We start from the raw sequence: 25914 nt of genomic DNA on the forward strand, positions 1-25914 counted from the left end.
GGCTCTTACTTGATCAGGCCTTCCAGCGGCGAAGACGCGCTGGCATAGAGTTTTTTCGGCATGCGACCGGCCAGGTAGGCCAAGCGCCCGGCGACGATGGCATGCTTCATGGCGTGGGCCATCATCACCGGTTGCTGGGCGTGGGCGATGGCCGAGTTCATCAGTACGGCCTCGCAGCCCATTTCCATGGCGATGGTGGCGTCGGACGCGGTGCCGACACCGGCATCGACCAGCACCGGCACCTTGGATTCTTCGAGGATGATCTGCAGGTTGTACGGGTTGCAGATGCCCAGCCCGGTGCCGATCAGGCCGGCCAACGGCATGACCGCGATGCATCCGGCTTCGGCCAGCTGGCGGGCGATGATCGGGTCGTCGCTGGTGTAGACCATCACGTCGAACCCGTCCTTGACCAGCACCTCGGCTGCCTTGAGGGTCTCGATGACGTTGGGGAACAGGGTCTTCTGGTCGGCCAGCACTTCCAGCTTGACCAGGTTGTGCCCATCGAGCAGCTCACGGGCCAGACGGCAGGTGCGCACGGCCTCGACAGCGTCGTAGCAGCCCGCGGTGTTCGGCAGGATGGTGTAGCGATCCGGCGGCAGCACGTCCAGCAGGTTGGGTTCGCCCGGGTTCTGGCCGATGTTGGTGCGGCGCACGGCGACGGTGACGATCTCGGCACCCGAGGCCTCGATGGCCAGGCGGGTCTCTTCCAGGTCACGGTACTTGCCGGTGCCGACCAGCAGACGCGAGGCGAAGGTGCGGCCGGCCAGGGTGAAAGGCGTGTCGCTACGAAGGTTGCTCATCGTTGTTCCTCTGGAAAAGATTGCAAGGGGCAGCAGGCCATGGACGCCCGCCGGCTCAGCCGCCACCGATGGCGTGAACCACCTCGACATGATCGCCTTCGGTCAGCAGCGTGCCTTCATGCAGGCTGCGGGGCACGATGTCCTGATTGAGTTCCACGGCGACCCGGCGACCGGCCAGGTCGAGCCGGGCCAGCAAGGCCGAGACGCTTTCGCCATCCGGGACGTCGTAGGGCTCACCGTTCAGTTGAATGCGCATGACTCGAGCACCACTGTTCTTTGGGGCCCGCATTCTAGCCCCGATCCGCACTCGAACCCAAGGGCACAAGCGACAAGCTGCAAGCTGCAAGCTGCAAGCTGCAAGCTGCAAGCTGCAAGCTGCAAGCTGCAAGCTGCAAGCTGCAAGCTGCAAGCTGCAAGCCAGAGCGTCAGCGCCGCATCAACCTCCTGTCAACACTTGGCGAACCGCACTACCGTCCGCTTGTAGCTTGTAGCTCGTAGCTCGTAGCTCGTAGCTCGTAGCTTATGGCTTGCGACCTGGGCTCAGGCCAGGCGCCAGGCCGCCAGCCCCAGGCACAGCCAGCCGCCCAGGAAGCACAGGCCGCCGAAGGGCGTGACGATGCCTAGCTTGCTCACCCCGGTCAGGGTCAGCAGGTACAGACTGCCGGAGAACAGCACGATGCCCAGCGCGAACAGACCGCCGGCCCAGCCCATCAGGCGCCCCGGCAGGTGGGCGCACAGCAGGGCAACCCCGAACAGCGCCAGCGCATGCACCAGTTGGTAGAGCACACCGGTGTGAAAGATGGCCAGATAGTCGGCGCTCAGCCGGTTCTTCAGACCGTGGGCGGCGAAGGCACCCAGCGCGACGCCGGTGAAACCGAAGAACGCGGCGAGCATCAGGAAGCTGCGAAGCATGGGGCGACTCCTTCAAAGGGGTCTGTATAATGGCCGGTTCCATTCGTCCGGCCAAGTCATCGCCATGCTGACCTCCCTGCTTCGCCGACTCGCCTTCGCCCTGCTCTGGTTCGCCGCTGTCAGCGTCGTGCTCGTGATCCTGCTGCGCTGGCTGCCGCCGCCCGGCACTGCCCTGATGGTCGAGCGCAAGGTGCAGTCCTGGTTCAGCGGCGAGTCCATCGACCTGCAACGTGACTGGCGCCCGCTGGAAGGCATCGCCGACAGCCTGAAACTAGCGGTCATCGCCGGCGAGGATCAGAAATTCGCCGAGCACCATGGCTTCGATATCCCGGCCATCCGCGCGGCGCTGCTGCACAACGAGCAGGGCGGCAGCTTGCGCGGTGCGAGCACCTTGACCCAGCAGGTCGCCAAGAACCTGTTCCTGTGGCCTGGTCGCAGCTGGCCGCGCAAGGCCCTGGAAGCCTGGTTCACCGGCCTGATCGAGCTGTTCTGGTCGAAAGAGCGGATTCTCGAGGTCTACCTCAACAGCGTCGAATGGGGCCCCGGCGTCTTCGGTGCCCAGGCGGCGGCGCAGTATCACTTCAAGGTCGATGCCGACCGACTGTCCCGCCAGCAGGCCAGCCAGTTGGCCGCCGTGCTGCCCAGTCCGCTGCGCTGGAGCGCCAGCCGTCCCAGCACCTACGTGGCAGGCCGGGCCAGCTGGATCCAGCGCCAGATGAGCCAGCTCGGCGGCTCGGCCTACCTGATGCAACTGCAGGGCACATTAGCGTCGCGCTCGAGCGAGCAGGCCACCGAACGCTGACCGATCGCCTGAAACGACGAAGGGGAGCAGACCGACATCGGCCTGCTCCCCTTCGTGCCACGGCTCGAACGATCAGGCCGCGATCAGCGCCTTGACCTTGTTCATGGCGTTCTTTTCCAACTGGCGAATGCGCTCGGCAGAGACACTGTACTTGTCCGCCAGCTCGTGCAGGGTCGCCTTCTCCTCGGCCAGCCAGCGCTGGTACAGGATATCGCGGCTGCGGTCGTCCAGGCCGTTGAGCGCCTCGTGGAGGTTGTTGCTGGAGTTGTCGCTCCAGTCGGCATCCTCGAGCTGCGTGGCCGGGTCGTAGCGGTGGTCTTCCAGGTAGTGTGCAGGCGACTGGAAGGCGCTGTCGTCGTCGGCTTCGGCCGCCGGATCGAACGCCATGTCGTGGCCACTCAGACGGCTTTCCATCTCGCGCACTTCACGCGGTTCCACGCCCAGGCTTTCGGCAACGCGATGGACCTCGTCGTTGTTCAGCCAGGCCAGGCGCTTCTTCTGGCTGCGCAGGTTGAAGAACAGCTTGCGCTGCGCCTTGGTGGTCGCCACCTTGACGATGCGCCAGTTGCGCAGGATGAACTCGTGGATCTCGGCCTTGATCCAGTGCACGGCAAAGGACACCAGGCGTACGCCCATTTCCGGATTGAAGCGTTTCACGGCCTTCATCAGGCCGACGTTGCCTTCCTGGATCAGGTCGGCCTGGGCCAACCCGTAACCGGCGTAGCTACGGGCGATGTGCACGACGAAGCGCAGGTGCGCCATCACCATTTGCCGCGCGGCGTCCAGGTCTTGCTCATAGTAGAGACGCTCGCCCAGTTCACGCTCCTGCTCGACCGTCAGCAGCGGAATGCTGTTGACCGTGTGCACGTAGGCTTCCAGGTTCGCACCGGGCACCAGGGCATAGGCAGGTTGCAACGAAGTGGTCATTCAAGAACCTCCGACTCACTGAAAATGTGCTCATGGCACTGCCAACATTGACCAGAACCCGCAGGGCAAGTTCCGGTCGTGAAAAAGGCTTAATGTTGGCGAAAAGGACTTAACGTGGTGCCAGCTCGTTCAGGTGACGAGCCACGGCGATCCATGCACCGATATACCCCAACAGTACAGCACCGATCAAGAGTGAAAGTCCATCGGCCCCTGGTACTCCTGCGAGGGCGAAGTCGCTGCCATAGAGGTCGGAAAGCCCCACCACGGCATCGTTGAGCCAGTCCAGCGCGAAGGCCAGGATGCCCCAGGCCAGCACGCCGGCACCCAGGCCGTAGAGCGCGCCCATGTACAGGAAAGGCCGCCGGACGTAGCTGTCGGTACCGCCCACCAGCTTGATCACTTCGATCTCGATCCGGCGGTTCTCGATGTGTAGACGAATAGTGTTACCAATGACTAACAACAAGGCAGAAATCAGCAACACGGCCAGGCCAAAGACGAAGCGATCACCCAGCTTGAGGATCGCGGCCAGGCGCTCGACCCAGACCAGGTCGAGCTGCGCGACATCGACCCGGGGCAGCTCCGCCAGGCGCTGACGCAAGGCCTCGAGCGCCGGCTTGTCGACCTCGGTCGGCGTCACCACCACGACCCCAGGCAGCGGGTTGTTCGGCAGCTCGCGCAGTGCCTCGCCGAGGCCCGACTGCTGCTGGAACTCCTCCAGCGCCTGCTCGCGGCTGACGTACTGTGCGTCCGAGACCCCCGGCATGCCGGCGATCTGCGACCGCAGCGCTTCGCCCTGGGCGCCACTGGCATCGAGTTTCAGGTACAGGGAAATCTGCGCGGCGCGCTGCCAGGAACCGCCCAGGCGCTCGACGTTCTTCAGCAGCAGCGACAGGCCCATGGGCATGCTCAGCGCCACCGCCATCACCAGGCAGGTGAAGAAGCTGCCGATCGGCTGCTTGCCCAAGCGCCGCAGGCTGTCGGCCAGGCTGGCTCGGTGACTTTCCACCCAGGCGCGCAGCAGGGCCTTGAACTCAGGCCCATCGTCGTCGTGCTGACCGCGCCGCTTGGCAGGCTTGGCCTCGGCGGCCTTCGGCGCGACGCGCTCGGAGACCTTGGGGCTACGCATATCGCTCATTGTCCGGCCTCCCCGTCGCCGATCAGTCGGCCGCGCTGCAAGGTCAGCATGCGGTGGCGCATGCGGGCGATGAGGGCCAGGTCATGACTGGCGATCAGCACGGTGGTGCCCAGCCGGTTGATGTCTTCGAACACGCCCATGATCTCGGCCGCCAGGCGCGGGTCGAGGTTACCGGTCGGTTCGTCGGCCAGCAGCAGGGCCGGCTGGTGGACGATGGCGCGGGCGATCCCGACGCGCTGCTGCTGCCCGGTGGACAGGTCCGCCGGGAACAGCTCGCCCTTGTCGCTCAGCGAGACCCGCTCGAGCGCCGAATCGACGCGCTTGGCGATCTCGTCCTTGGACAGGCCGAGGATCTGCAGCGGCAGGGCGATGTTATTGAAGACCGTACGGTCGAACAGCAGCTGGTGGTTCTGGAACACCACGCCGATCTGTCGACGCAGGAACGGAATCTGCGCATTGGTGATCTGCCCCAGGTCCTGCCCGGCCAGCAGCAACTTGCCGCTGGTCGGTCGTTCCATCGCCAGCAGCAGGCGCAGCAAGGTGCTCTTGCCGGCGCCCGAGTGGCCGGTCACGAACAGGAATTCGCCTCGGCGCGCACGAAAGCTCAGCTCGTGCAGGCCGATGTGGCCGTTGGGATAGCGCTTGGCAACCTGTTCGAAGCGGATCATGGATGCTCTCGCTCGGCGAACAGCGCCTTGACGAACGGCTCGGCCTCGAAGGTACGCAGGTCGTCGATGCCCTCGCCCACGCCGATGAAGCGGATCGGTAACCCGAACTGCTTGGCCAGGGCGAAGATCACGCCACCCTTCGCGGTGCCATCGAGCTTGGTCAGGGCCAGGCCGGTCAGCTCGACGCTCTGGTTGAAGTGCTTGGCCTGGTTGATGGCGTTCTGGCCAGTGCCGGCGTCGAGCACCAGCAGCACCTCGTGAGGGGCGTCGGCATCCAGCTTGCCGATGACCCGGCGCACCTTCTTGAGCTCCTCCATGAGGTTGTCCTTGGTGTGCAGACGGCCGGCGGTGTCGGCGATCAGCACGTCGATGTTGCGCGCCTTGGCGGCCTGCACGGCGTCGAAGATCACCGAGGCCGAATCGGCGCCGGTGTGCTGGGCGATGACCGGGATGCTGTTGCGCTCGCCCCAGACCTGCAGCTGTTCGACCGCCGCGGCGCGGAAGGTGTCGCCGGCGGCCAGCATGACCTTCTTGCCTTCGAGCTGGAGCTTCTTGGCCAGCTTGCCGATGGTGGTGGTCTTGCCGGCGCCATTGACGCCCACGACCAGAATCACGAACGGCTTGTTCTGCGACTGGATGCGCAAGGGCTGCTCGACGGGACGCAGCAGGCCGGCCAGTTCGTCTTGCAGGGACCTGTACAGTGCATCGGCATCGGCCAACTGCTTGCGCGCGACCTTCTGCGTCAGGCTTTGGACGATCACCGAGGTCGCCTCGACGCCGACGTCGGCCGTCAGCAGGCGTGTCTCGATCTCTTCGAGCAGGTCATCGTCGATGGCCTTGCGCCCCAGGAACAGGCTGGCCATGCCCTCGCCGATGCTGGCGCTGGTCTTGCTCAGGCCTTGCTTGAGGCGGGCGAAGAAGCCGGTCTTCACCTCCTCAGGGCGCGTCGGCGCAGCAGGGGTGGGTTCAGCCTCAGGCTCGGGGGCCGCTGCAGGTGCAGGTGCGGACACGCTCGGCGCAGGCGGCTCGGGCAGGCGCGCCGTCGGTACGGGCGACACGACCGGCGCGTCCGGCGTCGCCTCGGCGATCACCGGGGTCGGCGCTGCCGAAGCAGGCTCGACGAGCGCGGGCGCCGGACGCTCGGGAATCTCCGGCGGCGGCTGCGGCGTCAGGTCGCTCACCAGGGCCACGGGCTCTTCGGCCACTGGCAGCACCAGGCTGCCGGTCGGCGGTTCGTCAGGGTCGATGTGCTCGGGCATCGCCTGCACAGGGGCCTCGGGCAATGCCTCGGCGCGCGGAGGAATGGCGGGTGGCGCCTCGGCCGGGACTACCGAAGGCGCCTCCTCGATGACCGGCGGCGCGTCGGCAGCCGGCGGTGCTACAGGCTCAGGTGCCGGCGGCTCGGCGACAGGGGTCTGCGGCTTCTTGCGAAACCAGCTGAACAGGCCTTTTTTACCGCCAGCATCGGCCGGGGCTTTCTTGTCGTCGTTGGAACCAAACATGGGAGACGGCTATCTCAGGCAAGCGATGGGCCACCAGCGGCGCATCGGAATTCTTCAAATGCAGAACAGACTATTTTGAATCCGCCTGGTTCATGCGCACTATTTTGTCGTGAGGCCTGCGGGGCGAGAACGGCAACAGGCATGGTCGCCAGGCAAGCGGATCAGTATCCTAGCACCTCCTGGCCCACGGACGCTAAGTCCGCGCTGGCCGCCCTACAGGTTAAACAACGTATGAATGCTCTCGCTCGCCGCGCCGCTGGCCTGTTGCTCAGCGCGCTCTGCTTGCCCCTGACGGGCCATGCCGCCACCGCTCAACCCACCCATGAATTCACCCTGGACAACGGCCTCAAGGTGGTCGTGCGCGAAGACCATCGCGCGCCCGTGGTCGTGTCCCAGGTCTGGTACAAGGTCGGCTCGAGCTACGAGACGCCAGGCCAGACCGGCCTGTCCCACGCCCTCGAACACATGATGTTCAAGGGCAGCGCCAAGCTCGGGCCTGGCGAAGCCTCGCGGGTCCTGCGCGACCTGGGCGCCGAGGAAAACGCCTTCACCAGCGACGACTACACCGCCTATTACCAGGTCCTGGCCCGCGACCGCCTGCCGGTCGCCCTGGAGCTGGAGGCCGATCGCATGGCCAGCCTGCGCCTGCCGGCCGAGGAGTTCAGCCGCGAGATCGAGGTGATCAAGGAAGAACGTCGCCTGCGCACCGACGACAAGCCGACCGGCAAGGCTCTCGAGCTGTTCCGCGCCATGGCGTACCCGGCTAGCGGCTACCATACGCCGACCATCGGCTGGATGGCCGACCTCGAGCGCATGAAGGTCGAGGAACTGCGCCACTGGTACAACGCCTGGTACACACCCAACAACGCCACCCTGGTCGTCGTCGGCGATGTCACGGTCGACGAGGTCAAAGGCCTGGCACAGACCTATTTCGGCGCCATTCCCAAGCGCGCGGTGCCGCCAGCCAAGCTGCCCATCGAGCTGGCCGAGCCCGGCCAGCGCCAGTTGACCCTGCACCTGCGCACCCAGTTGCCGATCCTGTTCTATGGCTTCAACGTGCCCGGCCTGGCCACCGCCAAGGACCCGCGCGACGTGCACGCGCTGCGCCTGATCTCGGCCCTGCTCGACGGCGGCTACAGTGCCCGCCTGCCTTCGCGCCTGGAGCGCGGCCAGGAACTGGTCGCCGGGGCGTCCACCCGCTACGACGCCTTCACCCGTGGCGACAGCCTGTTCATGATTTCGGCCACGCCCAACGTGCAGAAGCAGAAGTCCCTGGGCGACGTCGAGCAAGGCCTCTGGCAGCAGCTCGACGAGCTCAAGAACACGCCGCCCAGCGCCGAAGAACTCGAACGCGTGCGCGCCCAGGTGATCGCCGGGCTGGTCTACGAGCGCGACTCGATCAGCAGCCAGGCCACCACCATCGGGCAGCTGGAGACCGTCGGCCTGTCCTGGACGCTGATCGACCAGGAGCTCGACGCGCTCAAGCAGGTGACGCCCCAGGACGTCCAGAACGCCGCCCGTACCTATTTCACCCGCGAACGCCTGAGCGTCGCCCACGTCCTGCCGGAGGCCTCGGCCCATGAATGATCGTCGCGCACTGCGCTCGCTACCCTGGGGCCTGGGCGGCCTGGCCCACGCCATGGCCCTGGCCCTGCTGCTGGTCGGCCCGGCCCAGGCCGACAGCACCTCACAGGACGCCCCTCCTCCTGGCAGCGCCCTGAAATCGTTGGCCGCGCTGAATGACAAGGCACCTGCCCGGCGCACGCTGGACATCCAGTCCTGGAAGACCCAGGAGGGCGCCAGGGTCCTGTTCGTCGAAGCGCGCGAGCTGCCCATGTTCAACCTGCAGGTGACCTTCGCCGCAGGCAGCAGCCAGGACGGCGACACGCCGGGCGTGGCTGCGTTGACCAACGCCATGCTCAACGAGGGCGTTCCGGGCAAGGACGTCACCGCCATCGCCCAAGGCTTCGAAGGCCTGGGCGCGGAGTTCGGCAACGGCTCGTACCGCGACATGGCCATCGCCTCGCTGCGCAGCCTGAGCGCCGCCGACAAGCGCGAACCGGCGCTCGAGCTGTTCGCCCAGGTGGTCGGCAAGCCGACGTTCCCGCAGGATGCTCTCGCCCGGATCAAGAACCAGATCCTGGCCGGCTTCGAGTACGAGAAGCAGAACCCCGAGCGGATCGCCAGCAAGGCCCTGTTCAGCCAGCTGTACGCCGCCCATCCCTACGCCCATCCCAGCGACGGGACGCCCGAGAGCGTGCCGCCGATCAGCCTCGCGCAACTGCGTGCGTTCCATGCCAAGGCCTATGCGGCCGGCAACGCGGTGATCGCCATCGTCGGCGACCTGGATCGTCAGCAGGCCGAACAGATAGCCGCACACGTGTCTTCGGCGCTGCCCAAGGGGGCCGCCCTGCCCCCGCCGTCGGCGCCTGGCGAACCCAAGGCGGGTGTCACCACCCTCGACTTCCCATCCAAGCAGACCCACCTGATGCTGGCCGAGCTGGGCATCGACCGTGCCGATCCCGATTGGCCCGCGCTGTCGCTGGGCAACCAGATCCTTGGCGGCGGCGGCTTCGGCACGCGCCTGATGAGCGAAGTGCGTGAGAAGCGTGGCCTGACCTATGGCGTGTATTCGATGTTCAGCCCCATGCAGGTCCGTGGTCCCTTCATGATCACGCTGCAAACCCGCGCCGAGCTGAGCGAGGGTACGCTGGGCCTGGTGCGCCGCCTTCTCACCGACTACCTCAAGGACGGGCCGACCCAGCAGGAGCTGGACGACGCCAAGCGCGAACTGGCCGGCAGCTTCCCGCTGTCGAATGCCAGCAACGCCAGCATCGTCGGGCAACTGGGCGTGATCGGCTTCTATGGCCTGCCACTGACCTGGCTGGAAGATTTCATGCGGCAGTCGCAGGCGCTGACCGTCGCGCAGGTTCGGGATGCGATGCGTCGCCACCTGGACGCCGACAAGCTGGTCATCGTCACCGTGGGCCCGAAGGTGCCCCAAAAGCCGCTGCCCGCCCCCACCGACACACCCGCCGAGCCACCCCTCGGCGTACCGGAGCACTGATGTCTCGATCGTCTCAACCCGCCCGCCCTGTCCGAGGCCAGGGCCATGTGCGGATCATCGCCGGTGAATGGCGCAGCCGCCGCCTGAACGTCCCGGAAGGTGCGGGCCTGCGCCCGACCCCGGACCGCGTGCGCGAAACCGTCTTCAACTGGCTGGCGCCCAGCATCGAGGGCGCGCGCGTGCTCGATGCCTTCACCGGCAGTGGCGCGCTGGTGCTCGAGGCGCTGTCGCGCGGCGCGGCGGACGCCGTGGCCCTGGACACCAACCCGGCCGCCATCGCCAACCTGCGGGATAACCTGGAAGTGCTGCGCTGCCCGCGCGGGCAGCTCTTGCAGACCGATGCAGTGCGTTACCTGGAAGGCCCGGTGAAGCAGACGTTCGACGTGGTCTTTCTCGATCCGCCGTTCCACGAAGGCCTGCTTGCCACCGTCTGCACGCTACTCGAGGAGCGCCAGTGGCTGCGCGAGCACGCCTGGATCTACACCGAGAGCGAAGCGGCGCCTTCGACCCTGTCCATGCCGGAAAGCTGGCGCCTGCACCGCGAGAAGAAAACCGGCCAGGTGCATTACGCCTTGTGGCAAAAGCATTGACCTGACCTGACCTGGCCCGCCCGCCTGCCTCGCACCCGTCGACGCAGACGGGCTTCGCGCCACGGCCAACCCGGCTGGATGCCGTGCGCACCGGTATCCGGAGCTCTACACATGCCCTTCGATTGCTCTCCCTTCCACGCCGCCGTCGGCTTGAGCAACCCCCACTTGCAGACGCTGTGGGGGCCGTTCATCCGTCGCCAACCCAGGCTGTCACGCACACGCGAACGCCTCTGGCTGGACGATGGGGACTTTCTCGATCTGGACTGGCATGGCCCCTACTCGGCACAGGCCCCGCTCGTCGCCGTGCTGCATGGGCTGACGGGATCCTCTCAGTCACCGTACGTCATCGGTCTGCAACGAGCGCTGGCGGTCCTCGGCTGGGCCAGTGTGGCCGTCAACTGGCGAGGTTGCTCGGGCGAGCCCAACCGGCTGGCGCGCAGCTATCATTCGGGCATCAGCGAAGACCTGGCGCAGGTGGTCGAACACCTGCGCCGCCTGCGCCCCCTGGCGCCTCTATATGCGGTGGGGTACTCGCTGGGCGGCAACGTGCTGCTCAAGTACCTGGGCGAGCGGGGCGCCGACAGCGCGTTGCGCGCGGCGGTGGCGGTCTCGGTGCCCTTTCGCCTCGACCAGTGTGCCGACCGTATCGCACTGGGGTTTTCCCGGGTGTACCAGGCGCATTTCATGCGTGAGCTGTCGGCACATTTGTCCGCCAAGCATGACTATCTGCGTCAGCAGGGCCAGGCGGAGGGTCTGGCGGCGTTGGAACGTCTCGAGCCGCTCGGACGCCTGCGGACGTTCTGGGACTTCGATGGCAAGGTCACCGCGCCGCTCAACGGGTTCGACAGTGCGCAGGACTATTACCGACGGGCCTCCAGCCGGTACTACCTGGGCCAGATCGAGACACCGACACTGATCGTCCAGGCGCGTGACGATCCCTTCATCTTTGCCCACAGTTTGCCGACGGCCGAGGAGTTGGCACCCGGTACGACCTTCGAGCTGCATGCGCGTGGCGGGCACGTGGGGTTCGTGGAGGGCAGCGTGCGCCGGCCCCGTTACTACCTGGAGCGGCGCATTCCGCAGTGGTTGCTCGAACAGGTCTGAAGCGTGCCTCGACACCATGATCGCGCTGCAGTGAGGTCGGCTGTCACAGGCCGCTCACACAAGGGGATGCGTCGGTCTGTCAGATCCGCGCGGCAGTCCAGACCTCCCTGCTCACGCCGCGGTGAGGCAGGCTGCCACGGCCCTGTGGGAGCGGGCTTGCCCGCGATAGCGTCCGGTCCGCCGCCGCCTGCATCGCGGGCAAGCCCGTCTCAATCCCCCGTGGCGATGGCATGCGCCGGATCGTTGATCCACTCACTCCACGACCCGGCATACAGGCGGCCCAGCGGATAGCCCACCAAGGCCATCGCGAACAGGTTGTGGCAAGCGGTGACGCCAGATCCACAATAGGCGACCACACGCTCCGGCGGACGCCCCGCCAGGTATGTCTCGAACCGCTGGCGCAGGCGCTCGGCGGGCAGGAACCGGCCGTCCGGTCCCAGATTGTCGGTGAATGCCGCGCACTGCGCGCCGGGGATGTGCCCGGCCACCGGATCGATGGGCTCGACCTCGCCCCGAAACCGCGGCAGGGCACGGGCATCGAGCAGGGTCTGCTCCGGACGCTGCAGGTGCTTGTCCAGGCGCTCGGCGTCGATGAGCAGACTGGGGTCGGGCGCCCCCGCGAACGTTCCCACGCGCTTGATCGGCGGGTCCAGGCTCAGCGGCAGGTGCGCCGCGTGCCAGGCCTTCAGCCCTCCGTCCAGCAGGCTGACGCCTTCGCGTTTGCCCAGCCACGCCAGCAGCCACCAGGCCCGTGCGGCGAACGCGCCAGGGCCGTCGTCGTACAGCACGATCTCGCTGTCGTCATTCACGCCCCACTCACGCAGCCGCTCGACCAGGTGCTGCGGCGCTGGGAGCGGGTGTCGGCCCGTACGCCCCTTGCTCACTGGACCGCTCAGGTCTCGTTCGAGGTCGGCGAAATGCGCGCCGGCGATATGACCCTGCGCGTAGCTGCGTTGGCCGTGGTCAAGGTCCTCCAACGCGAAGCGGCAATCGAGGATCACCAACCCAGGCATTTCCAAGCGTTCAGCCAGGTGCTCGGCAGTGATCAGGTGCGCAAGGGGCATGTCAGTCTCCTGGGGGACGAAGGTGTCGGGGCCGCAGGCAGTGGGCCGTGCACGTCGCGGCAGGGCCTGCATTCATGGGGCGATGCCCGTACGGTGACACGCCCTGCACCGCACTGCAAAGCCCCGAACGTGATTTCATGGCCGCTCTAGACGTTGGTCGTAGCGCCTCTCAGGCGAACGGCTCTGGCAGTGGCTGCCCAGGCCTCTGGAGGCCGACGGCACGCCACGCGACTTGGCCGGGCGCGGTCGCTGCGCTACCATCCGAGTCCCCCACGCACTCCAGCCAGGATGACGCGATGAACCGAGTGTTGTACCCGGGTACTTTCGACCCTATCACCCGAGGCCATGGCGACTTGGTCGAACGCGCCTCGCGGCTCTTCGATCATGTGATCATCGCGGTGGCGGCCAGCCCCAAGAAGAACCCCCTGTTCCCTCTCGAGCAGCGGGTCGAGCTGGCGCGAGAAGTCACCCGGCACCTGCCCAACGTCGAGGTCATCGGCTTTTCGACGCTGCTGGCCAGCTTCGCCAAGGAGCAAGGGGCCAATGTCCTGCTGCGCGGCCTGCGTGCGGTGTCCGACTTCGAATACGAGTTCCAGCTGGCCAACATGAACCGGCAACTGGCCCCGGACGTCGAGAGCCTGTTCCTGACGCCCTCCGAGCGCTACTCGTTCATCTCCTCGACCCTGGTACGCGAGATCGCTGCCCTGGGCGGGGACATCAGCAAGTTCGTGCACCCGGCCGTCGCCCAAGCGCTGACCGAACGCTTCAAGAAGTGACGCAGACGGCCTGAGCGTCGCGCCTGCGTGCACTGCGGGCGCGAATACGGCACAATTGCGCGCATCGGTATCTACATGCCCGGGCCCAGGCGCCCCGGCCGGAGTCTCCATGTCCCTGATCATCACCGACGATTGCATCAATTGCGACGTCTGCGAACCTGAGTGCCCGAACGCTGCCATCTCGCAAGGCGAAGAGATCTACGTGATCGACCCGAACCTGTGCACCCAGTGCGTCGGCCATTACGACGAACCCCAATGCCAGCAGGTCTGCCCGGTCGACTGCATCCCGCTGGACGAGGCCCATCCCGAGAGCCAGGACGAGCTGATGGCCAAGTACCGCCGGATCACCGGCAAGGTCTGACGCGGCCTGCCACCTGGCGTACCGCGTCTCTCTCGGCCTGCGCTCAGCGCTGGCAACGCGGGCAGTAGACGCTCGCCCGCTGGCCCAGCCGCACCTCGCGCAGCGGGGTCGCGCACACCTTGCACGGCAAGCCTGCGCGCCCATAGACGAACAGCTCCTGCTGGAAATACCCCGGCTGCCCATCGCCACCGATGAAGTCGCGCAGCGTCGTGCCGCCCCGTTCGATGGCGGCGGCCAGCACGCGCTTGATCTCCACAGCCAGCTTGAGATAACGCGCCCGCGAGATGCCGCCCGCCGCCCGCCGTGGATCGATACCGGAGGCGAACAACGCCTCGGTCGCGTAGATGTTGCCCACGCCGACCACGATGGCGTTGTCCATGATGAACGGTTTGACCGCCATGGCCCGGCCCCGGGACAGCTGGTACAGCCGTTCGCCATCGAACAGGTCGGTCAGTGGCTCCGGGCCCAGGCGCGCGAGCAATTCATGGTTGTGCGGGTCCAGGCTCCAGAGCATGGCACCGAAGCGGCGTGGATCGGTATAGCGCAGGGCCATGCCCGACTCCAGCTCGATGTCCACGTGCTCGTGGCGTGCCGGCGCCAGGCCCAGCTCCACCAGCCGCAGGTTGCCGGACATGCCCAGGTGACTGATCAGGGTACCGGCCTCGGCGTTGATCAGCAGGTACTTGGCACGCCGCTCGACGGTCAGGATGCGCTGGCCGGACAGGCGGACGTCCAGATCCTCGGGGATCGGCCAGCGCAACCGTCGGTCGCGCACGACGACCCGCTGCACGCGTTGACCTTCGAGGAAAGGCGCGATCCCGCGTCGCGTGGTTTCGACTTCTGGCAATTCCGGCATGGGTCAGCGTCCGCTCAGTTCACGAAGGGTCTGTTTGAGGTTTTCGAAGTCGTACTCCGACAGGCCGATGTAATCCAGCACCAGCGATGCGATGGCCTGCCACTCGTGATCGACGGTCTGGTTGCCCAGCACCCGATGCGAGGCGCAGATGTGCTCGGCCATCTTCAGCACGGCCAGCAGGTTCTTGAGCGGGGCGTGGCGCGGCGAGTCGTCGCGAAACACGGCCAACGCATTGTGGTGGTTGGCGATGGTCGCAGTCAGGTGCTCCGGCAGGCGCCAGGACTTGGCGGTGAAATAGCCGACCACCGAATGGTTGGTATTGAATGCACGGTTCTCGGTGTCCACCACGCGGTGATCGGCAGTGGCGTTGGCATAGGCCTCTTCCAGCACCGTCATGTACGTGGGGAAGCGCTTGAGCATCAGCGGCACGCCACAGTCGTGGAACAGGCCGACGGTGTAGGCCTCGTCCACCGCCTGCAGCCCGGTGCGCTTGGCCAGGTTCAGGCAGGTCATGGCCACGTCCTGGGCGTTGTCCCAGAACCGGTTGAGCGTGACGATGGTCTCGTCGCTCATCTCGCCCTTGATCGACTGGGCGTTGATCAGGTTGATGATCGACCGGCTGCCCAGCAGGTTCACCGCGTGCTGGATCGACCCGATCTTGTTGGACAGGTCGAAATGCGCCGAGTTGACCAGCTTGAGCAGTGCGCCGGACAGCCCTGGGTCTTGGGAGATCAGCTTGGCAATGGTCTCCAGATCCGGGTCGGGCATGTACTGCTCGAACTGCAGATCGACCAGGATCTGCGGCTGTGGCGGGATGCTGATGCCTTGCAAGGCCTGCTGGATCTGTTCGGCGGTGAGTTCCTGATGGGACATGAACGGCTTACTCGGTAATGACACGCGATTCTAACCTTTGACGCCATGCGCGCACTAACCGCTCACTTGAATTTCAGGAACTTTCAGGCTACGCCGCAGGCCTGTTTCTCAGGTCCCATTGAACACCGAGGAGCAACTCATGACGACTTCACTGAGCGGTAAGCGCGTAGCCTTCCTGGTCACCGATGGTTTCGAGCAGGTCGAGCTGACCGGTCCGCGCGATGCCTTGCAGCAGGCCGGCGCGACCGTCGACATCCTCAGCGAGAAAGCCGGCCAGGTGAAAGGCTGGAACCACGACAAGCCGGCAGATGATTTCACCGTCGACGCCACCTTCGACGACGCCCAGGCCAACGTCTACGACGCCGTGGTCCTGCCAGGCGGCGTGCAGAACTCCGATACCATTCGTCTGAGCGAAGGCGCCCAGGCGATCGTGAAAAAGCACGCGACTGAAAACAAGCCACTGGCCGTCATCTGCCATGGTGGCTGGCTGCTGATTTCCAGCGGTCTGGTCGACGGCCGTCGCATGACCAGCTTCAAGACCTTGCAGGATGACCTGCGCAACGCCGGCGCTCAGTGGGTCGACGAAGAAGTCGTGGTCGATGGCCCCCTGATCAGCAGCCGCCAGCCGGATGACATTCCGGCCTTCAACAAGGCGATCCTCGACGCCCTATCCTGATCGACGCCCGTCGTCGGCCGCGCCTGGGCGGTGGCCGACGCGCTATACTCCCGCTCTTTTTTTCGGAGCGACGTCATGTCCCTGCCCAGCCTTCGTCTCAAAGCCAACGCCGATCGCCGCTTGCGCGCTGGCCACTTGTGGGTCTACAGCAACGAAATCGACGTCGCCGTCACCCCTCTGCAAGGGTTGCAGGCCGGCCAGCAGGCCATCCTCGAAACCGCCAGCGGCAAGCCCCTTGGCATCGTCGCCCTGAGCCCGAACAACCTGATCTGCGCACGCCTGGTGTCGCGTGACATCAAACTGCCCCTGGACAAGTCCCTGCTCGTCCACCGGCTCAACGTCGCGCTGTCGCTGCGCGAGCGCCTGTTCGACAAGCCCTGCTACCGTCTGGTGTATGGCGACTCCGACCTGCTGCCGGGCCTGGTCGTCGACCGTTTCTTCGACGTGCTGGTGGTGCAACTGGCCTCGGCCACCATGGAGCAGCACAGGGACGACGTGGTCGCGGCCCTGGTGCAGGTGCTCAAGCCCAGCGGCATCCTGTTCAAGAACGACTCGGCCGCGCGCGACGCCGAAGGCTTGCAGCGTTATGTGGAAACGGTCTACGGCGAGGTGCCGGACTGGGTCGCCCTGGAAGAGAACGGCGTGCGCTTCGAGGCGCCGGTGCGCGAAGGCCAGAAGACCGGCTGGTTCTATGACCACCGCATGAACCGTGCGCGCCTGGCGCCCTACGTCAAGGGCAAGCGCGTGCTGGACCTGTTCAGCTACATCGGTGGCTGGGGCGTGCAGGCCGGTGCCTTCGGGGCCAGCGAGGTGTTCTGCGTGGACGCCTCGGGCTTCGCCCTGGATGGCGTCGAACGTAATGCGGCGCTCAACGGCATCGCCGACACGCTCACCTGCATCGAAGGCGACGTGTTCGAGGCGCTCAAGGAGCTGAAGGCCGCCGAGGAACGTTTCGACGTGATCGTCGCCGACCCGCCCGCGTTCATCAAGCGCAAGAAGGACCTGAAGAATGGCGAAGGCGCCTACCGTCGCCTGAACGAGCAGGCCATGCGCCTGTTGACCAAGGACGGCATCCTGGTCAGCGCCTCCTGCTCCATGCACCTGCCCGAAGACGACCTGAACGGCATCCTGCTGACCAGCGCCCGTCACCTGGACCGTAACCTGCAACTGCTCGAGCGTGGCGGCCAGGGTCCGGATCACCCGGTGCACCCGGCAATCCCGGAAACGCGCTACATCAAGAGCATCACCTGCCGGTTGCTGCCTAACAGCTGACGGTCCCCGACCACGAGCGTGCCCTCCTCGTTCGAGTGCGTGCAGCTGATGGCGCGGAGCATGGCGGCCCCCTCGCAGGGTAGCCGCCATGGCCCAACCGCTTCAGATGTCCAGCACCTGCGATGCGATTGCGAAATACACCAGTACCCCCGCTGCATCGGCGATCGACGTGACCAACGGACCGCTGGCGGTGGCGGGATCGAGCCTGAACCGGCTGAGCAGGAACGGCAGGCTCATGCCGATCAGGCTGCCCAGCAGCACGATCACCACCATGCTGCTGGCCACGATCACCGCGATGTCAGCGCCGCCGCGCAGTACGCCCAGCCCGGCGACCGCCACCGCCATGGTGCCGCCCAGGGCCAAGGCAACGCCGCATTCACGTCCGAGCAGGTACAGCCAGTCACGCATGACCACTTCACCCGTGGCCAGGCCCCGGACCATCAAGGTCGCGGACTGCGCGCCAGCGTTACCGCCGCTGTCGATCAGCAGTGGCAGGAAGAACACCAGGGCGATGTGCGCCGCGATGGTGTCTTCGAAAGCCGCGATCCCGGCCCCCGAGAACAGGTTGCCGAAGACCAGCAGTACCAGCCACAGCACCCGCTTGCGGTACAGCAGGCCGAGGGTGGCGTTCTTCAGGTTGCCGACATGGTTGGTGATCGAGGCGCCCTTGTGGAAGTCTTCGGTCGCTTCGTCGACCACCACATCCATGGCCTCGTCATGCGTGATGATCCCGACCAGCCGACCGGCCTCGTCGAGCACCGGCACGGCCAGCAGGTCATGCTGGCGAACCAGCCGCGCGACGTCTTCCTGAAGCGTGGACACGCTCACGCTGAGCACATCACGGGTCATGATCTGCTCGACGGGCACGTTCGGCGCAGCAAGGATCAGTTCACGCAAGGACACGGTGCCGAGCAGGTTGCGTGCGCCATCCAAGACGTAGGATTGATAGATGGTTTCGGCATCGGCCGCTTCGCGGCGCAACATGTCGAGGGCCTGGCTGGCGCACAAGCCATGATCGAGGCTCGAGTACTGACTCGTCATGAGCGCGCCAGCAGTGCCTTCGCGGTAGCGGCCGAGTTCCAGTAGCTGGTCGCGACGGGCCTGGGCGGCCTGCCGTGGATCGTTCGAAAAAGGGGTAAGGCGGGTATCGTGGTGCATGAGAGTCTCCAGGCGCCGTCCAGGCACCTGCGGACCTCACCCTCTCGGGCTCAAGCCTGCGGTAGCCCTGGCGACGGCGCGCTCAGTGCCAGATGACAGGTTCCTGGGGAACCGAAACTGGGAAGGTCCATTGAGATGTTTCTCGTCTAGCCGCACATGCGGCGCGGCAATCATAGGAAGAGGCGCGACTGAAGTCAGCCCCACGTTTGCCCCATCAGTGCATTTTCAGAAGCGTCCTACATGGGACTCGGGTGATGACTGACCCGGAACACCATAGCGTCATGGCTGGCCAACCCTCCAACTGGCCGTTCCCTCGCCGCGCCAGGGGTGTAGAATCGATCGTATTCATCGCCAGACATCCCCCGGCGGGTTTATGAGCTCTGGTCGAGCACGCGGCGATCCCGTGCTGTCGTCGACCTCATCCGTGCCAATGGCAACCGACGTTCGGCGCAATGGACAAGAGAAGCTCACTTCCCTTTACATGACCTGACCAAGCCGCCAGGAGTGCTTCATGCCTGATTACCGTTCCAAGACTTCCACCCACGGCCGCAACATGGCCGGCGCCCGTGCTCTGTGGCGCGCCACCGGCATGAAGGATGACGACTTCAAGAAGCCGATCATCGCCATCGCCAACTCGTTCACCCAATTCGTCCCAGGCCACGTGCACCTGAAGGACCTGGGCCAACTGGTGGCACGCGAGATCGAGCGTGCCGGGGGCGTGGCGAAGGAGTTCAACACCATCGCGGTCGATGATGGCATCGCCATGGGCCACGATGGCATGCTGTATTCGCTGCCCAGCCGCGAGATCATCGCCGACGCGGTCGAGTACATGGTCAACGCGCACTGCGCCGACGCCATCGTCTGCATCTCCAACTGCGACAAGATCACCCCAGGCATGCTGATGGCCGCCCTGCGCCTGAACATCCCGGTGATCTTCGTCTCAGGCGGCCCGATGGAAGCCGGCAAGACCAAGCTGGCCAGCCATGGCCTGGACTTGGTCGATGCCATGGTCATCGCCGCCGACAGCTCGGCGTCCGACGAGAAGGTCGCCGAGTACGAGCGCAGCGCCTGCCCGACCTGTGGTTCGTGCTCGGGCATGTTCACCGCCAACTCGATGAACTGCCTGACCGAGGCCCTGGGCCTGGCCCTGCCCGGCAACGGTTCGACCCTGGCCACCCATTCGGACCGCGAGCAGCTGTTCCTCAAGGCCGGCCGGACCATCGTCGAGCTGTGCCAGCGCTACTACGGCGAGAACGACGCCTCGGTCCTGCCGCGCAGCATCGCCAACTTCAAGGCGTTCGAGAACGCCATGATGCTCGACATCGCCATGGGCGGCTCGACCAACACCATCCTGCACCTGCTGGCCGCGGCCCAGGAAGGCGAAGTGGAGTTCGACCTGCGCGACATCGACCGGCTGTCGCGCACCGTGCCGCAGCTGTGCAAGGTGGCGCCGAACATCCAGAAGTACCACATGGAGGACGTGCACCGCGCTGGCGGCATCTTCAGCATCCTCGGTTCCCTGGCCCGAGGCGGCCTGCTGCACACCGACCTGCCGACCGTACACAGCCCCAGCATGGCCGCCGCCATCGCCCAGTGGGACATCACCCAGACCGATGACGAGGCGGTGCACACCTTCTTCAAGGCCGGCCCGGCCGGTATCCCGACCCAGACCGCCTTCAGCCAGTCGACCCGTTGGGACACCCTGGACGACGACCGCGAGCACGGCTGCATCCGCAGCGTCGAGCATGCCTACTCGCAGGAAGGTGGCCTGGCCGTGCTGTACGGCAACATCGCCCTGGACGGCTGCGTGGTGAAGACCGCTGGCGTGGACGAGTCGATCCACGTCTTCGAAGGTACCGCCAAGATCTTCGAGAGCCAGGACAGTGCCGTGCGCGGCATCCTCGCCGACGAGGTGAAGGCCGGTGACATCGTCATCATCCGCTACGAAGGCCCGAAAGGTGGCCCGGGCATGCAGGAAATGCTCTACCCGACCTCTTACCTGAAGTCCAAGGGCCTGGGCAAAGCCTGCGCCTTGCTGACTGACGGACGCTTCTCCGGCGGTACCTCGGGCCTGTCCATCGGCCATGCTTCACCGGAAGCGGCGGCAGGCGGCGCCATCGGCCTGGTCAAGGATGGCGACAAGGTGCTGATCGACATCCCCAACCGCTCGATCAACCTGCTGGTCAGCGACGAAGAGCTGTCGCACCGCCGTATCGAGCAGGACAAGAAGGGCTGGAAGCCTGTCGAAACCCGCCCGCGCAAGGTCACCACGGCCCTGAAGGCCTATGCCCTGCTGGCCACCAGCGCCGACAAGGGTGCGGTACGCAACAAGGCGATGCTTGATGGGTTGTAAGGCATTGATGGCATGAGAAACCGGCGTCTTGAGCGCCGGTTTTTTATTGTCCGGAGACAGAGACGGCTCCATGCCAAGCGCAGACTCGACATTCAAGCAGCGACGCGCTTTATTCCATAAAGAACTATATAAATTCCATTTGGGTATAAATCCGTTTGATTTCAGCCTGTTAGGATTTCCGGTTCGCATTCGCTCACAGAGGCGATGCCCCCTCTGCCTTTTACTGCTGGAGCTTCAATGAACCTGCCGCTGTCGCTTAACCTGCTGGCGTTCCTGGCCCTGTTGCTAGGCCTGGCACAAACCCGCCGCACTGACTGGAGCCTGGCCAAGAAGGTGCTGCTGGGCCTGGTGCTGGGCGTGGTGTTCGGTGTGGTCCTGCATACCCTCTATGGCGCTGGCCACCCCGTGCTGCAAACCACCATCGGCTGGCTCGACCTGGTCGGCAACGGCTATGTCGGTCTGCTGCAGATGATGATCATGCCGCTCATCTTCGCCTCGATCCTCAGCGCCGTGGCACGCCTGCACAACGCGTCTTCGCTGGGTCGCATCAGTGTGCTGAGCATCGGCACGCTGCTGCTGACCACCGCCATCGCGGCGCTGATCGGTATCGTCCTGACCAACCTGTTCGGCCTGACCGCCGAGGGGCTGGTGGCCGGGGCGCAGGAGTCGGCGCGCCTGCAGACCATCCATGGCGAATACGCCGGCAAGGTCGCCAACCTCGACATTCCCAAGCTGCTGCTGTCGTTCATCCCGAGCAACCCGGTGGCCGACCTGGCACGGGCCAAGCCGACCTCGATCATCAGCGTGGTGATCTTTGCCGTGTTCGTCGGGCTGGCGGCGCTGCAACTGATCAAGGACGATGCCGACAAGGGCGGTCGTGCCCTGTCCGCCATCGATACCCTGCAAGCCTGGGTGATCCGTCTGGTTCGCCTGGTGATGAAGCTCACGCCCTATGGCGTGCTGGCCTTGATGGCCAAGGTAGTGGCCAGTTCCAACCTGGACGACATCCTCAAGCTGGGCAGCTTCGTGGCCGTTTCCTACCTGGGGCTGGGGCTGATGTTCCTGGTGCACGCGCTGATCCTGGCCGTCACCGGCGTCAGCCCACTGCGCTTCTTCCGCAAGGTGTGGCCGGTGCTGACCTTCGCCTTCACCAGCCGCTCCAGCGCGGCCAGCATTCCGCTGAACATCGAGGCGCAGACCTTGCGCCTGGGCGTGCCGCAGTCGATCGCCAGCTTCTCGGCCTCCTTCGGTGCCACGGTCGGCCAGAATGGCTGCGCCGGCCTGTACCCGGCCATGCTGGCGGTGATGGTCGCACCCGTGGTCGGCATCGACCCGCTGGACCCGTGGTGGATCGCGACCCTGGTGGCCATCGTCACCCTGAGTTCGGTGGGCGTGGCCGGCGTCGGCGGCGGTGCGACCTTCGCCGCGCTGATCGTGCTGCCGGCCATGGGTCTGCCGGTCGAGCTGGTGGCGCTGCTGATCTCGGTCGAGCCGCTGATCGACATGGGTCGCACGGCGCTCAACGTGAACGGTTCGATGGCAGCGGGCGTGGTCACCAGCCAGTTGCTGGGCCAGACCGATCGGCAGGTGCTGCTGACTGAAGAGCGGGCCGAGCTGACCCAGACGGGCTAAGAGAAGGACCGCTGGCGCACTCGCCCGAGTGCGCCAGCCGAAAAACGGTCAGCGCTTGTCCCAGACCTCGAAGCGGTAGGCCGGCCGGCCCTCTTCCGTTTGCAGCTGGTCAGACGACAACTGCCACTGCGCCTCATCGAACGGCGGAAACCAGGCGTCACCCTCCGGCTGCAAGACCACTCGCGTCAGGTACAGGCGATCGACCACACCCTGCTCCAGCGCCTGCGCATACAACTGCGCCCCGCCGATCAGCATCAGTTCCTCGACGCCCTGCTCCCTCGCCCACGCGTCGGCCCGGCCGATGGCTTCGGCCAACGACGAGAACACCTCGGCGCCTTCGAGCTGCAGGGCCGGCTGCCGGCTGACGACCAGGTTCAACCGGCCTGGCAGCGGGCGCCCCAGGGAATCCCAGGTCTTGCGTCCCATGATGATCGGCTTGCCGAGCGTGACGGCCTTGAAGTACTTGAAGTCGCCTGGCAGATGCCACGGCATGCGATTGTCGATGCCGATGACGCGGTTCTCGGCGAGCGCCGCGATCAGGCTGAGGGGGAGTGAGGTCTTCATGGGTCCGAGGATAGCAAAGCCGATGGAGGAACGCCTGGGTTATGCTGTGGCCTGGACTGTCCGACGGAAGCCGCTGTGACTGAACTGACCGAACTCGATACACACTGGCTGACCGAAGCGGTGCGCTTGCGTGAAGCGCAGGCCGGCCCGCTGGACGATCAGGAAGCCAACCGCCATGCGCGCCACCAGGGCGGCGACCTGACCACGCGCATCCAGCGCCGCGCCTTGTGGCTGGCGGACCGTGACGGCCTGGTCGATGCCCTGCGTCACTGGAAGCAAGGGGCGCGTCTCGCCCTGCTGGGGTTGATGCTGCTGGCGCTGTTCAGTGGCGCCGGCCTGGCATTCGCCGCGCTGGGCGATGGACAGCGCCCGGTCAATGTCTTCTGGGCCCTGGGCAGCCTGCTCGGGGTCAACCTGCTGCTGTTGCTGGGCTGGGCCATCGGGTTTTCCCTCTCGGGCGCGCACGGCGAGGGGCTGGGGCGCTTGTGGTTGTGGCTCAGTGCGCGCCTGGCCCGCGATGCCAAGGCCGCTCAACTGGCGCCTGCCTTGCTGGTCCTGCTGCAGCGCCAGCGCCTGGACCGCTGGCTGCTTGGCTTGCTGGTGCACGGGCTGTGGCTGCTGGCGCTGAGCACGGCCCTGGTCATGGCGCTGGCACTGCTGGCGACCCGCCGTTATGGTTTCGTCTGGGAAACCACCATTTTGGGCAGCGACACCTTCGTCAGCCTGACCCAGGCCCTGGGTGCCGTGCCTGCCTGGCTGGGTTTCAGCGTCCCGGACGTGAGCATGATCCGCGGCAGCGGCGCTGATCGACCGTCGTTCGACCTGGCACGCCAGGCCTGGGCTGGCTGGCTGCTGGGCGTCTTGGTGGTGTACGGCATCCTGCCGCGCCTGGTGCTCGCCGTGCTCTGCCTGTGGCGCTGGCGCCGGGGGCGCGATCGCCTGACGCTCGACCTCGATCAGCCTGCCTATGGCCAGTTGCGTACCCACCTGATGCCGAGCAGCGAACGGCTGGGCGTCCAGGATGCCGCGCCCGAGCGCCTGCACCAGGTGCAGGCGGCACCGGCGGCGTCCTCGGCAGGAGGCGCCGTGCTGGTCGGCCTGGAGCTGGATGACCAGCGCCCCTGGCCACCCAGCCTGCCGGCCGGCATCACGGAGGCCGGCGTGCTCGACAACCGTGCCTCACGCCACCGCTTGCTCGAGCAACTGAGCCAGTATCCACCCGCGCGCCTGCTGGTGGCCTGCGACCCCTTGCGCTCGCCCGATCGCGGCAGTCTGGCCTTGCTGGCGGAGCTGGCGCGTACGGCCGGCGACACACGCATCTGGCTGCTGCCTGCCGCGCCGGACCTGCCCGTCGACCCGGCGCGCCTGGACGACTGGCATCAGGCCCTGGAGCAACTGGGATTGCCTGCGGATTCGACTTCCCCGCTGACGTGGCTGGAGCATGGGCATGACTGAGCCGCTGACACTGGCCGTGGTCGGCCACACCAACGTGGGCAAGACCTCGCTGCTGCGCACGCTGACCCGGGATGTCGGCTTTGGCGAGGTCTCCCATCGCCCGAGCACCACCCGCCATGTCGAAGGTGCGCGCCTGTCGGTCGACGGTCAGGCGCTGATGGAGCTGTACGACACCCCTGGCCTGGAGGATGCGATCGCGCTGCTGGACTACCTGGAGCGGCTGGATCGCCCCGGCGAGCGACTGGACGGCCCTTCACGGGTCGAGCGCTTTCTCGACGGCAGCGAGGCCCGCCAGCGCTTCGAGCAGGAGGCCAAGGTGCTGCGCCAACTGCTCGCCAGTGATGCTGGCCTCTATGTGATCGATGCGCGTGAACCGGTCCTGGCCAAGTACCGGGACGAGCTCGAGGTGCTGGCCAATTGCGGCAAGCCCCTGCTGCCGGTGCTGAATTTCGTGACTAGCCCGACTCACCGCGAGCCGCAGTGGCGTGAGGCCTTGGCCCGGCTCGGCCTGCACGCGCTGGTGCGCTTCGACAGTGTCGCGCCACCCGAGGACGGCGAACGTCGCCTATACGAAAGCCTGGCCTTGCTGCTCGAGTCCGCCCGTCCGGCCTTGCAGCGACTGATCGACGATCAGCAGGCGCAACGGCTCGCGCGCCAGCAGGCGGGCAAGCGGCTGATCGCCGAGCTGTTGCTCGATTGCGCCGCCTGTCGACGCAGCGTGGTGGCCGAGCCAGCGGCTGAAACGGCGGCCATCGAAGCCTTACGCCAGACAGTGCGCCAACGTGAGCAACAGTGCGTCGAGGCTTTGTTGCGTCTGTACGCCTTTCGCCGCGAAGACGCCACGGCCCATGATCTGCCGCTGCTGGATGGACGCTGGGGTGACGACCTGTTCAACCCGGAAACCTTGCGCGTGCTGGGCGTGCGGGTTGGCGGCGGCGTGGCGGCCGGTGTGGCGGCAGGCGCGGGCGTCGACCTGCTGCTGGGTGGGCTGACCCTGGGCGTGGCGGCCCTGACCGGTGCCGTGGCGGGTGGCGCCTTGCAGACGGCACGCAACTACGGCTCGCGCCTGCTGGGCAAGTTCAAGGGGGAACGTGAGCTGACGGTGCACGACGATGTGCTGCGCCTGCTGGCCTTGCGCCAACAGCAGCTGATGGTCGCCCTGGATCACCGGGGTCATGCCGCGCAAGGCAGCGTGCAGCTCGACGCCTTGGACGAGCAGGCCTGGCGCAAGGGCAAGCTGCCCGAGCCGCTGCTCAAGGCCCGTGCTCATCCACGCTGGTCGACGCTCAACCCGCAGGGTAACGCGCGGCTGGAAGAGCGACAGGCGCAGCTGGAGCGGCTGGCACAGGCACTATAGGCTCGTCCTG

The 25914-nt window shown here is 66.2% G+C and carries 25 protein-coding genes; 13 read left to right on the forward strand and 12 right to left on the reverse strand.

The annotated features are described in order from the left end of the window. Positions 1-5: 5 nt before the first annotated feature. The 3 genes from G7007_RS15090 to G7007_RS15100 all read right to left on the reverse strand — a co-directional run bounded on the left by G7007_RS15090 (position 6) and on the right by G7007_RS15100 (position 1712). Positions 6-800 (reverse strand): thiazole synthase, encoded by a 795-nt coding sequence (locus G7007_RS15090; protein WP_181102902.1) that lies wholly within the window; start codon positions 798-800, stop codon positions 6-8. A 55-nt stretch (positions 801-855) separates the two neighbouring features. Then, on the reverse strand, positions 856-1056 hold the full coding sequence (thiS, locus tag G7007_RS15095) for a sulfur carrier protein ThiS (RefSeq protein WP_181102903.1): 201 nt from the start codon (positions 1054-1056) through the stop codon (positions 856-858). Between the two features lie 284 nt (positions 1057-1340). After that, on the reverse strand, positions 1341-1712 hold the full coding sequence (locus tag G7007_RS15100) for a DUF423 domain-containing protein (protein WP_181102905.1): 372 nt from the start codon (positions 1710-1712) through the stop codon (positions 1341-1343). Between the two features lie 64 nt (positions 1713-1776). Here G7007_RS15100 and mtgA point away from each other — a divergent pair, with 64 nt between their 5' ends. Further along, positions 1777-2514: a monofunctional biosynthetic peptidoglycan transglycosylase gene (gene mtgA, locus G7007_RS15105; protein WP_181102907.1), complete on the forward strand. Its 738-nt coding sequence runs from the start codon at positions 1777-1779 to the stop codon at positions 2512-2514. Positions 2515-2586: 72 nt separating this feature from the next. Here mtgA and rpoH read toward each other — a convergent pair whose 3' ends face one another. The 4 genes from rpoH to ftsY form a co-directional block, all read right to left on the reverse strand. Next, positions 2587-3441: an RNA polymerase sigma factor RpoH gene (gene rpoH / locus G7007_RS15110; protein ID WP_181102909.1), complete on the reverse strand. Its 855-nt coding sequence runs from the start codon at positions 3439-3441 to the stop codon at positions 2587-2589. A gap of 109 nt (positions 3442-3550) precedes the next feature. Further along, complete coding sequence (gene ftsX / locus G7007_RS15115; protein WP_181102911.1) at positions 3551-4576, reverse strand: permease-like cell division protein FtsX; 1026 nt, start codon at positions 4574-4576, stop codon at positions 3551-3553. After that, the gene (gene ftsE, locus G7007_RS15120; RefSeq protein ID WP_060395313.1) at positions 4573-5244 is read right to left on the reverse strand and encodes a cell division ATP-binding protein FtsE; all 672 of its coding nucleotides are present in this window, start codon (positions 5242-5244) and stop codon (positions 4573-4575) included. The genes ftsX and ftsE overlap by 4 nt, the downstream gene beginning before the upstream one ends. Further along, positions 5241-6746 carry a signal recognition particle-docking protein FtsY gene (gene ftsY, locus G7007_RS15125; RefSeq protein WP_181102913.1) on the reverse strand — a complete coding sequence of 502 codons (1506 nt, stop codon included), beginning with the start codon at positions 6744-6746 and terminating at the stop codon, positions 5241-5243. Before ftsY ends, ftsE begins: the two co-directional genes overlap by 4 nt. A 231-nt stretch (positions 6747-6977) precedes the next feature. Here ftsY and G7007_RS15130 point away from each other — a divergent pair, with 231 nt between their 5' ends. The 4 genes from G7007_RS15130 (at position 6978) to G7007_RS15145 (ending at position 11507) form a co-directional block, all read left to right on the forward strand. Then, positions 6978-8333 carry a M16 family metallopeptidase gene (locus G7007_RS15130; RefSeq protein WP_181102915.1) on the forward strand — a complete coding sequence of 452 codons (1356 nt, stop codon included), beginning with the start codon at positions 6978-6980 and terminating at the stop codon, positions 8331-8333. Further along, complete coding sequence (locus tag G7007_RS15135) at positions 8326-9813, forward strand: M16 family metallopeptidase (protein WP_181102917.1); 1488 nt, start codon at positions 8326-8328, stop codon at positions 9811-9813. The genes G7007_RS15130 and G7007_RS15135 overlap by 8 nt, the downstream gene beginning before the upstream one ends. Then, positions 9813-10403, forward strand: coding sequence for a 16S rRNA (guanine(966)-N(2))-methyltransferase RsmD (gene rsmD / locus G7007_RS15140; protein ID WP_181102919.1), 591 nt, complete (start codon positions 9813-9815; stop codon positions 10401-10403). The genes G7007_RS15135 and rsmD overlap by 1 nt, the downstream gene beginning before the upstream one ends. Before the next feature lie 111 nt (positions 10404-10514). Then, complete coding sequence (locus tag G7007_RS15145; RefSeq protein WP_181102921.1) at positions 10515-11507, forward strand: hydrolase; 993 nt, start codon at positions 10515-10517, stop codon at positions 11505-11507. Between the two features lie 209 nt (positions 11508-11716). Here G7007_RS15145 and G7007_RS15150 read toward each other — a convergent pair whose 3' ends face one another. After that, positions 11717-12571 (reverse strand): sulfurtransferase, encoded by an 855-nt coding sequence (locus G7007_RS15150; RefSeq protein ID WP_181102923.1) that lies wholly within the window; start codon positions 12569-12571, stop codon positions 11717-11719. Positions 12572-12867: 296 nt separating this feature from the next. Here G7007_RS15150 and coaD point away from each other — a divergent pair, with 296 nt between their 5' ends. Next, positions 12868-13347, forward strand: a complete 480-nt coding sequence (gene coaD / locus G7007_RS15155; RefSeq protein ID WP_060395320.1) for a pantetheine-phosphate adenylyltransferase — start codon at positions 12868-12870, stop codon at positions 13345-13347. Between the two features lie 109 nt (positions 13348-13456). Next, positions 13457-13708 carry a YfhL family 4Fe-4S dicluster ferredoxin gene (locus G7007_RS15160; protein ID WP_060395321.1) on the forward strand — a complete coding sequence of 84 codons (252 nt, stop codon included), beginning with the start codon at positions 13457-13459 and terminating at the stop codon, positions 13706-13708. 43 nt (positions 13709-13751) lie between these two features. Here the strand turns inward: G7007_RS15160 and mutM are convergent, their stop codons facing one another. Further along, positions 13752-14564 (reverse strand): bifunctional DNA-formamidopyrimidine glycosylase/DNA-(apurinic or apyrimidinic site) lyase, encoded by an 813-nt coding sequence (mutM, locus tag G7007_RS15165; RefSeq protein WP_181102925.1) that lies wholly within the window; start codon positions 14562-14564, stop codon positions 13752-13754. Between the two features lie 3 nt (positions 14565-14567). After that, complete coding sequence (locus tag G7007_RS15170) at positions 14568-15380, reverse strand: HDOD domain-containing protein (protein WP_375139502.1); 813 nt, start codon at positions 15378-15380, stop codon at positions 14568-14570. A gap of 196 nt (positions 15381-15576) precedes the next feature. Between G7007_RS15170 and G7007_RS15175 the strand changes: the two genes are divergently transcribed. After that, positions 15577-16113, forward strand: coding sequence for a type 1 glutamine amidotransferase domain-containing protein (locus G7007_RS15175; protein ID WP_181102928.1), 537 nt, complete (start codon positions 15577-15579; stop codon positions 16111-16113). A 75-nt stretch (positions 16114-16188) separates the two neighbouring features. Continuing rightward, positions 16189-17385, forward strand: coding sequence for a class I SAM-dependent rRNA methyltransferase (locus G7007_RS15180; protein WP_181102930.1), 1197 nt, complete (start codon positions 16189-16191; stop codon positions 17383-17385). A gap of 102 nt (positions 17386-17487) precedes the next feature. On the opposite strand, the gene mgtE is transcribed toward G7007_RS15180, so the two are convergent. Continuing rightward, positions 17488-18543, reverse strand: a complete 1056-nt coding sequence (mgtE, locus tag G7007_RS15185) for a magnesium transporter (RefSeq protein WP_181102931.1) — start codon at positions 18541-18543, stop codon at positions 17488-17490. Between the two features lie 511 nt (positions 18544-19054). Here mgtE and ilvD point away from each other — a divergent pair. Continuing rightward, on the forward strand, positions 19055-20896 hold the full coding sequence (gene ilvD, locus G7007_RS15190) for a dihydroxy-acid dehydratase (protein ID WP_181102933.1): 1842 nt from the start codon (positions 19055-19057) through the stop codon (positions 20894-20896). 237 nt (positions 20897-21133) lie between these two features. Next, complete coding sequence (locus G7007_RS15195; protein WP_181102935.1) at positions 21134-22528, forward strand: L-cystine transporter; 1395 nt, start codon at positions 21134-21136, stop codon at positions 22526-22528. A 48-nt stretch (positions 22529-22576) separates the two neighbouring features. Here G7007_RS15195 and G7007_RS15200 read toward each other — a convergent pair whose 3' ends face one another. Continuing rightward, positions 22577-23092 carry a dihydrofolate reductase gene (locus tag G7007_RS15200; protein ID WP_181102937.1) on the reverse strand — a complete coding sequence of 172 codons (516 nt, stop codon included), beginning with the start codon at positions 23090-23092 and terminating at the stop codon, positions 22577-22579. Positions 23093-23167: 75 nt separating this feature from the next. Between G7007_RS15200 and G7007_RS15205 the strand changes: the two genes are divergently transcribed. Both G7007_RS15205 and G7007_RS15210 read left to right on the forward strand, forming a co-directional pair. Beyond that, positions 23168-24547: a DUF2868 domain-containing protein gene (locus G7007_RS15205; RefSeq protein WP_181102938.1), complete on the forward strand. Its 1380-nt coding sequence runs from the start codon at positions 23168-23170 to the stop codon at positions 24545-24547. After that, positions 24540-25904 carry a GTPase/DUF3482 domain-containing protein gene (locus G7007_RS15210; RefSeq protein ID WP_181102940.1) on the forward strand — a complete coding sequence of 455 codons (1365 nt, stop codon included), beginning with the start codon at positions 24540-24542 and terminating at the stop codon, positions 25902-25904. Before G7007_RS15205 ends, G7007_RS15210 begins: the two co-directional genes overlap by 8 nt. Positions 25905-25914 lie beyond the last annotated feature (10 nt).

Source organism: Pseudomonas entomophila (assembly GCF_013523125.1).
Classification (GTDB): Bacteria; Pseudomonadota; Gammaproteobacteria; order Pseudomonadales; family Pseudomonadaceae; genus Aquipseudomonas; species Aquipseudomonas entomophila_B.

Coding starts and splice junctions, on each gene's coding strand:
- mgtE (WP_181102931.1), bottom strand. CDS start 18,543: ATGCACCACGATACCCGCCTTACCCCTTTTTCGAACGATCCACGGCAG.
- mtgA (WP_181102907.1), top strand. CDS start 1,777: ATGCTGACCTCCCTGCTTCGCCGACTCGCCTTCGCCCTGCTCTGGTTC.
- G7007_RS15100 (WP_181102905.1), bottom strand. CDS start 1,712: ATGCTTCGCAGCTTCCTGATGCTCGCCGCGTTCTTCGGTTTCACCGGC.
- mutM (WP_181102925.1), bottom strand. CDS start 14,564: ATGCCGGAATTGCCAGAAGTCGAAACCACGCGACGCGGGATCGCGCCT.
- ftsE (WP_060395313.1), bottom strand. CDS start 5,244: ATGATCCGCTTCGAACAGGTTGCCAAGCGCTATCCCAACGGCCACATC.
- G7007_RS15200 (WP_181102937.1), bottom strand. CDS start 23,092: ATGAAGACCTCACTCCCCCTCAGCCTGATCGCGGCGCTCGCCGAGAAC.
- ftsX (WP_181102911.1), bottom strand. CDS start 4,576: ATGAGCGATATGCGTAGCCCCAAGGTCTCCGAGCGCGTCGCGCCGAAG.
- G7007_RS15180 (WP_181102930.1), top strand. CDS start 16,189: ATGTCCCTGCCCAGCCTTCGTCTCAAAGCCAACGCCGATCGCCGCTTG.
- thiS (WP_181102903.1), bottom strand. CDS start 1,056: ATGCGCATTCAACTGAACGGTGAGCCCTACGACGTCCCGGATGGCGAA.
- coaD (WP_060395320.1), top strand. CDS start 12,868: ATGAACCGAGTGTTGTACCCGGGTACTTTCGACCCTATCACCCGAGGC.
- rsmD (WP_181102919.1), top strand. CDS start 9,813: ATGTCTCGATCGTCTCAACCCGCCCGCCCTGTCCGAGGCCAGGGCCAT.
- ftsY (WP_181102913.1), bottom strand. CDS start 6,746: ATGTTTGGTTCCAACGACGACAAGAAAGCCCCGGCCGATGCTGGCGGT.
- G7007_RS15175 (WP_181102928.1), top strand. CDS start 15,577: ATGACGACTTCACTGAGCGGTAAGCGCGTAGCCTTCCTGGTCACCGAT.
- G7007_RS15090 (WP_181102902.1), bottom strand. CDS start 800: ATGAGCAACCTTCGTAGCGACACGCCTTTCACCCTGGCCGGCCGCACC.
- rpoH (WP_181102909.1), bottom strand. CDS start 3,441: ATGACCACTTCGTTGCAACCTGCCTATGCCCTGGTGCCCGGTGCGAAC.
- G7007_RS15210 (WP_181102940.1), top strand. CDS start 24,540: ATGACTGAGCCGCTGACACTGGCCGTGGTCGGCCACACCAACGTGGGC.
- ilvD (WP_181102933.1), top strand. CDS start 19,055: ATGCCTGATTACCGTTCCAAGACTTCCACCCACGGCCGCAACATGGCC.
- G7007_RS15150 (WP_181102923.1), bottom strand. CDS start 12,571: ATGCCCCTTGCGCACCTGATCACTGCCGAGCACCTGGCTGAACGCTTG.
- G7007_RS15135 (WP_181102917.1), top strand. CDS start 8,326: ATGAATGATCGTCGCGCACTGCGCTCGCTACCCTGGGGCCTGGGCGGC.
- G7007_RS15145 (WP_181102921.1), top strand. CDS start 10,515: ATGCCCTTCGATTGCTCTCCCTTCCACGCCGCCGTCGGCTTGAGCAAC.
- G7007_RS15160 (WP_060395321.1), top strand. CDS start 13,457: ATGTCCCTGATCATCACCGACGATTGCATCAATTGCGACGTCTGCGAA.
- G7007_RS15195 (WP_181102935.1), top strand. CDS start 21,134: ATGAACCTGCCGCTGTCGCTTAACCTGCTGGCGTTCCTGGCCCTGTTG.
- G7007_RS15130 (WP_181102915.1), top strand. CDS start 6,978: ATGAATGCTCTCGCTCGCCGCGCCGCTGGCCTGTTGCTCAGCGCGCTC.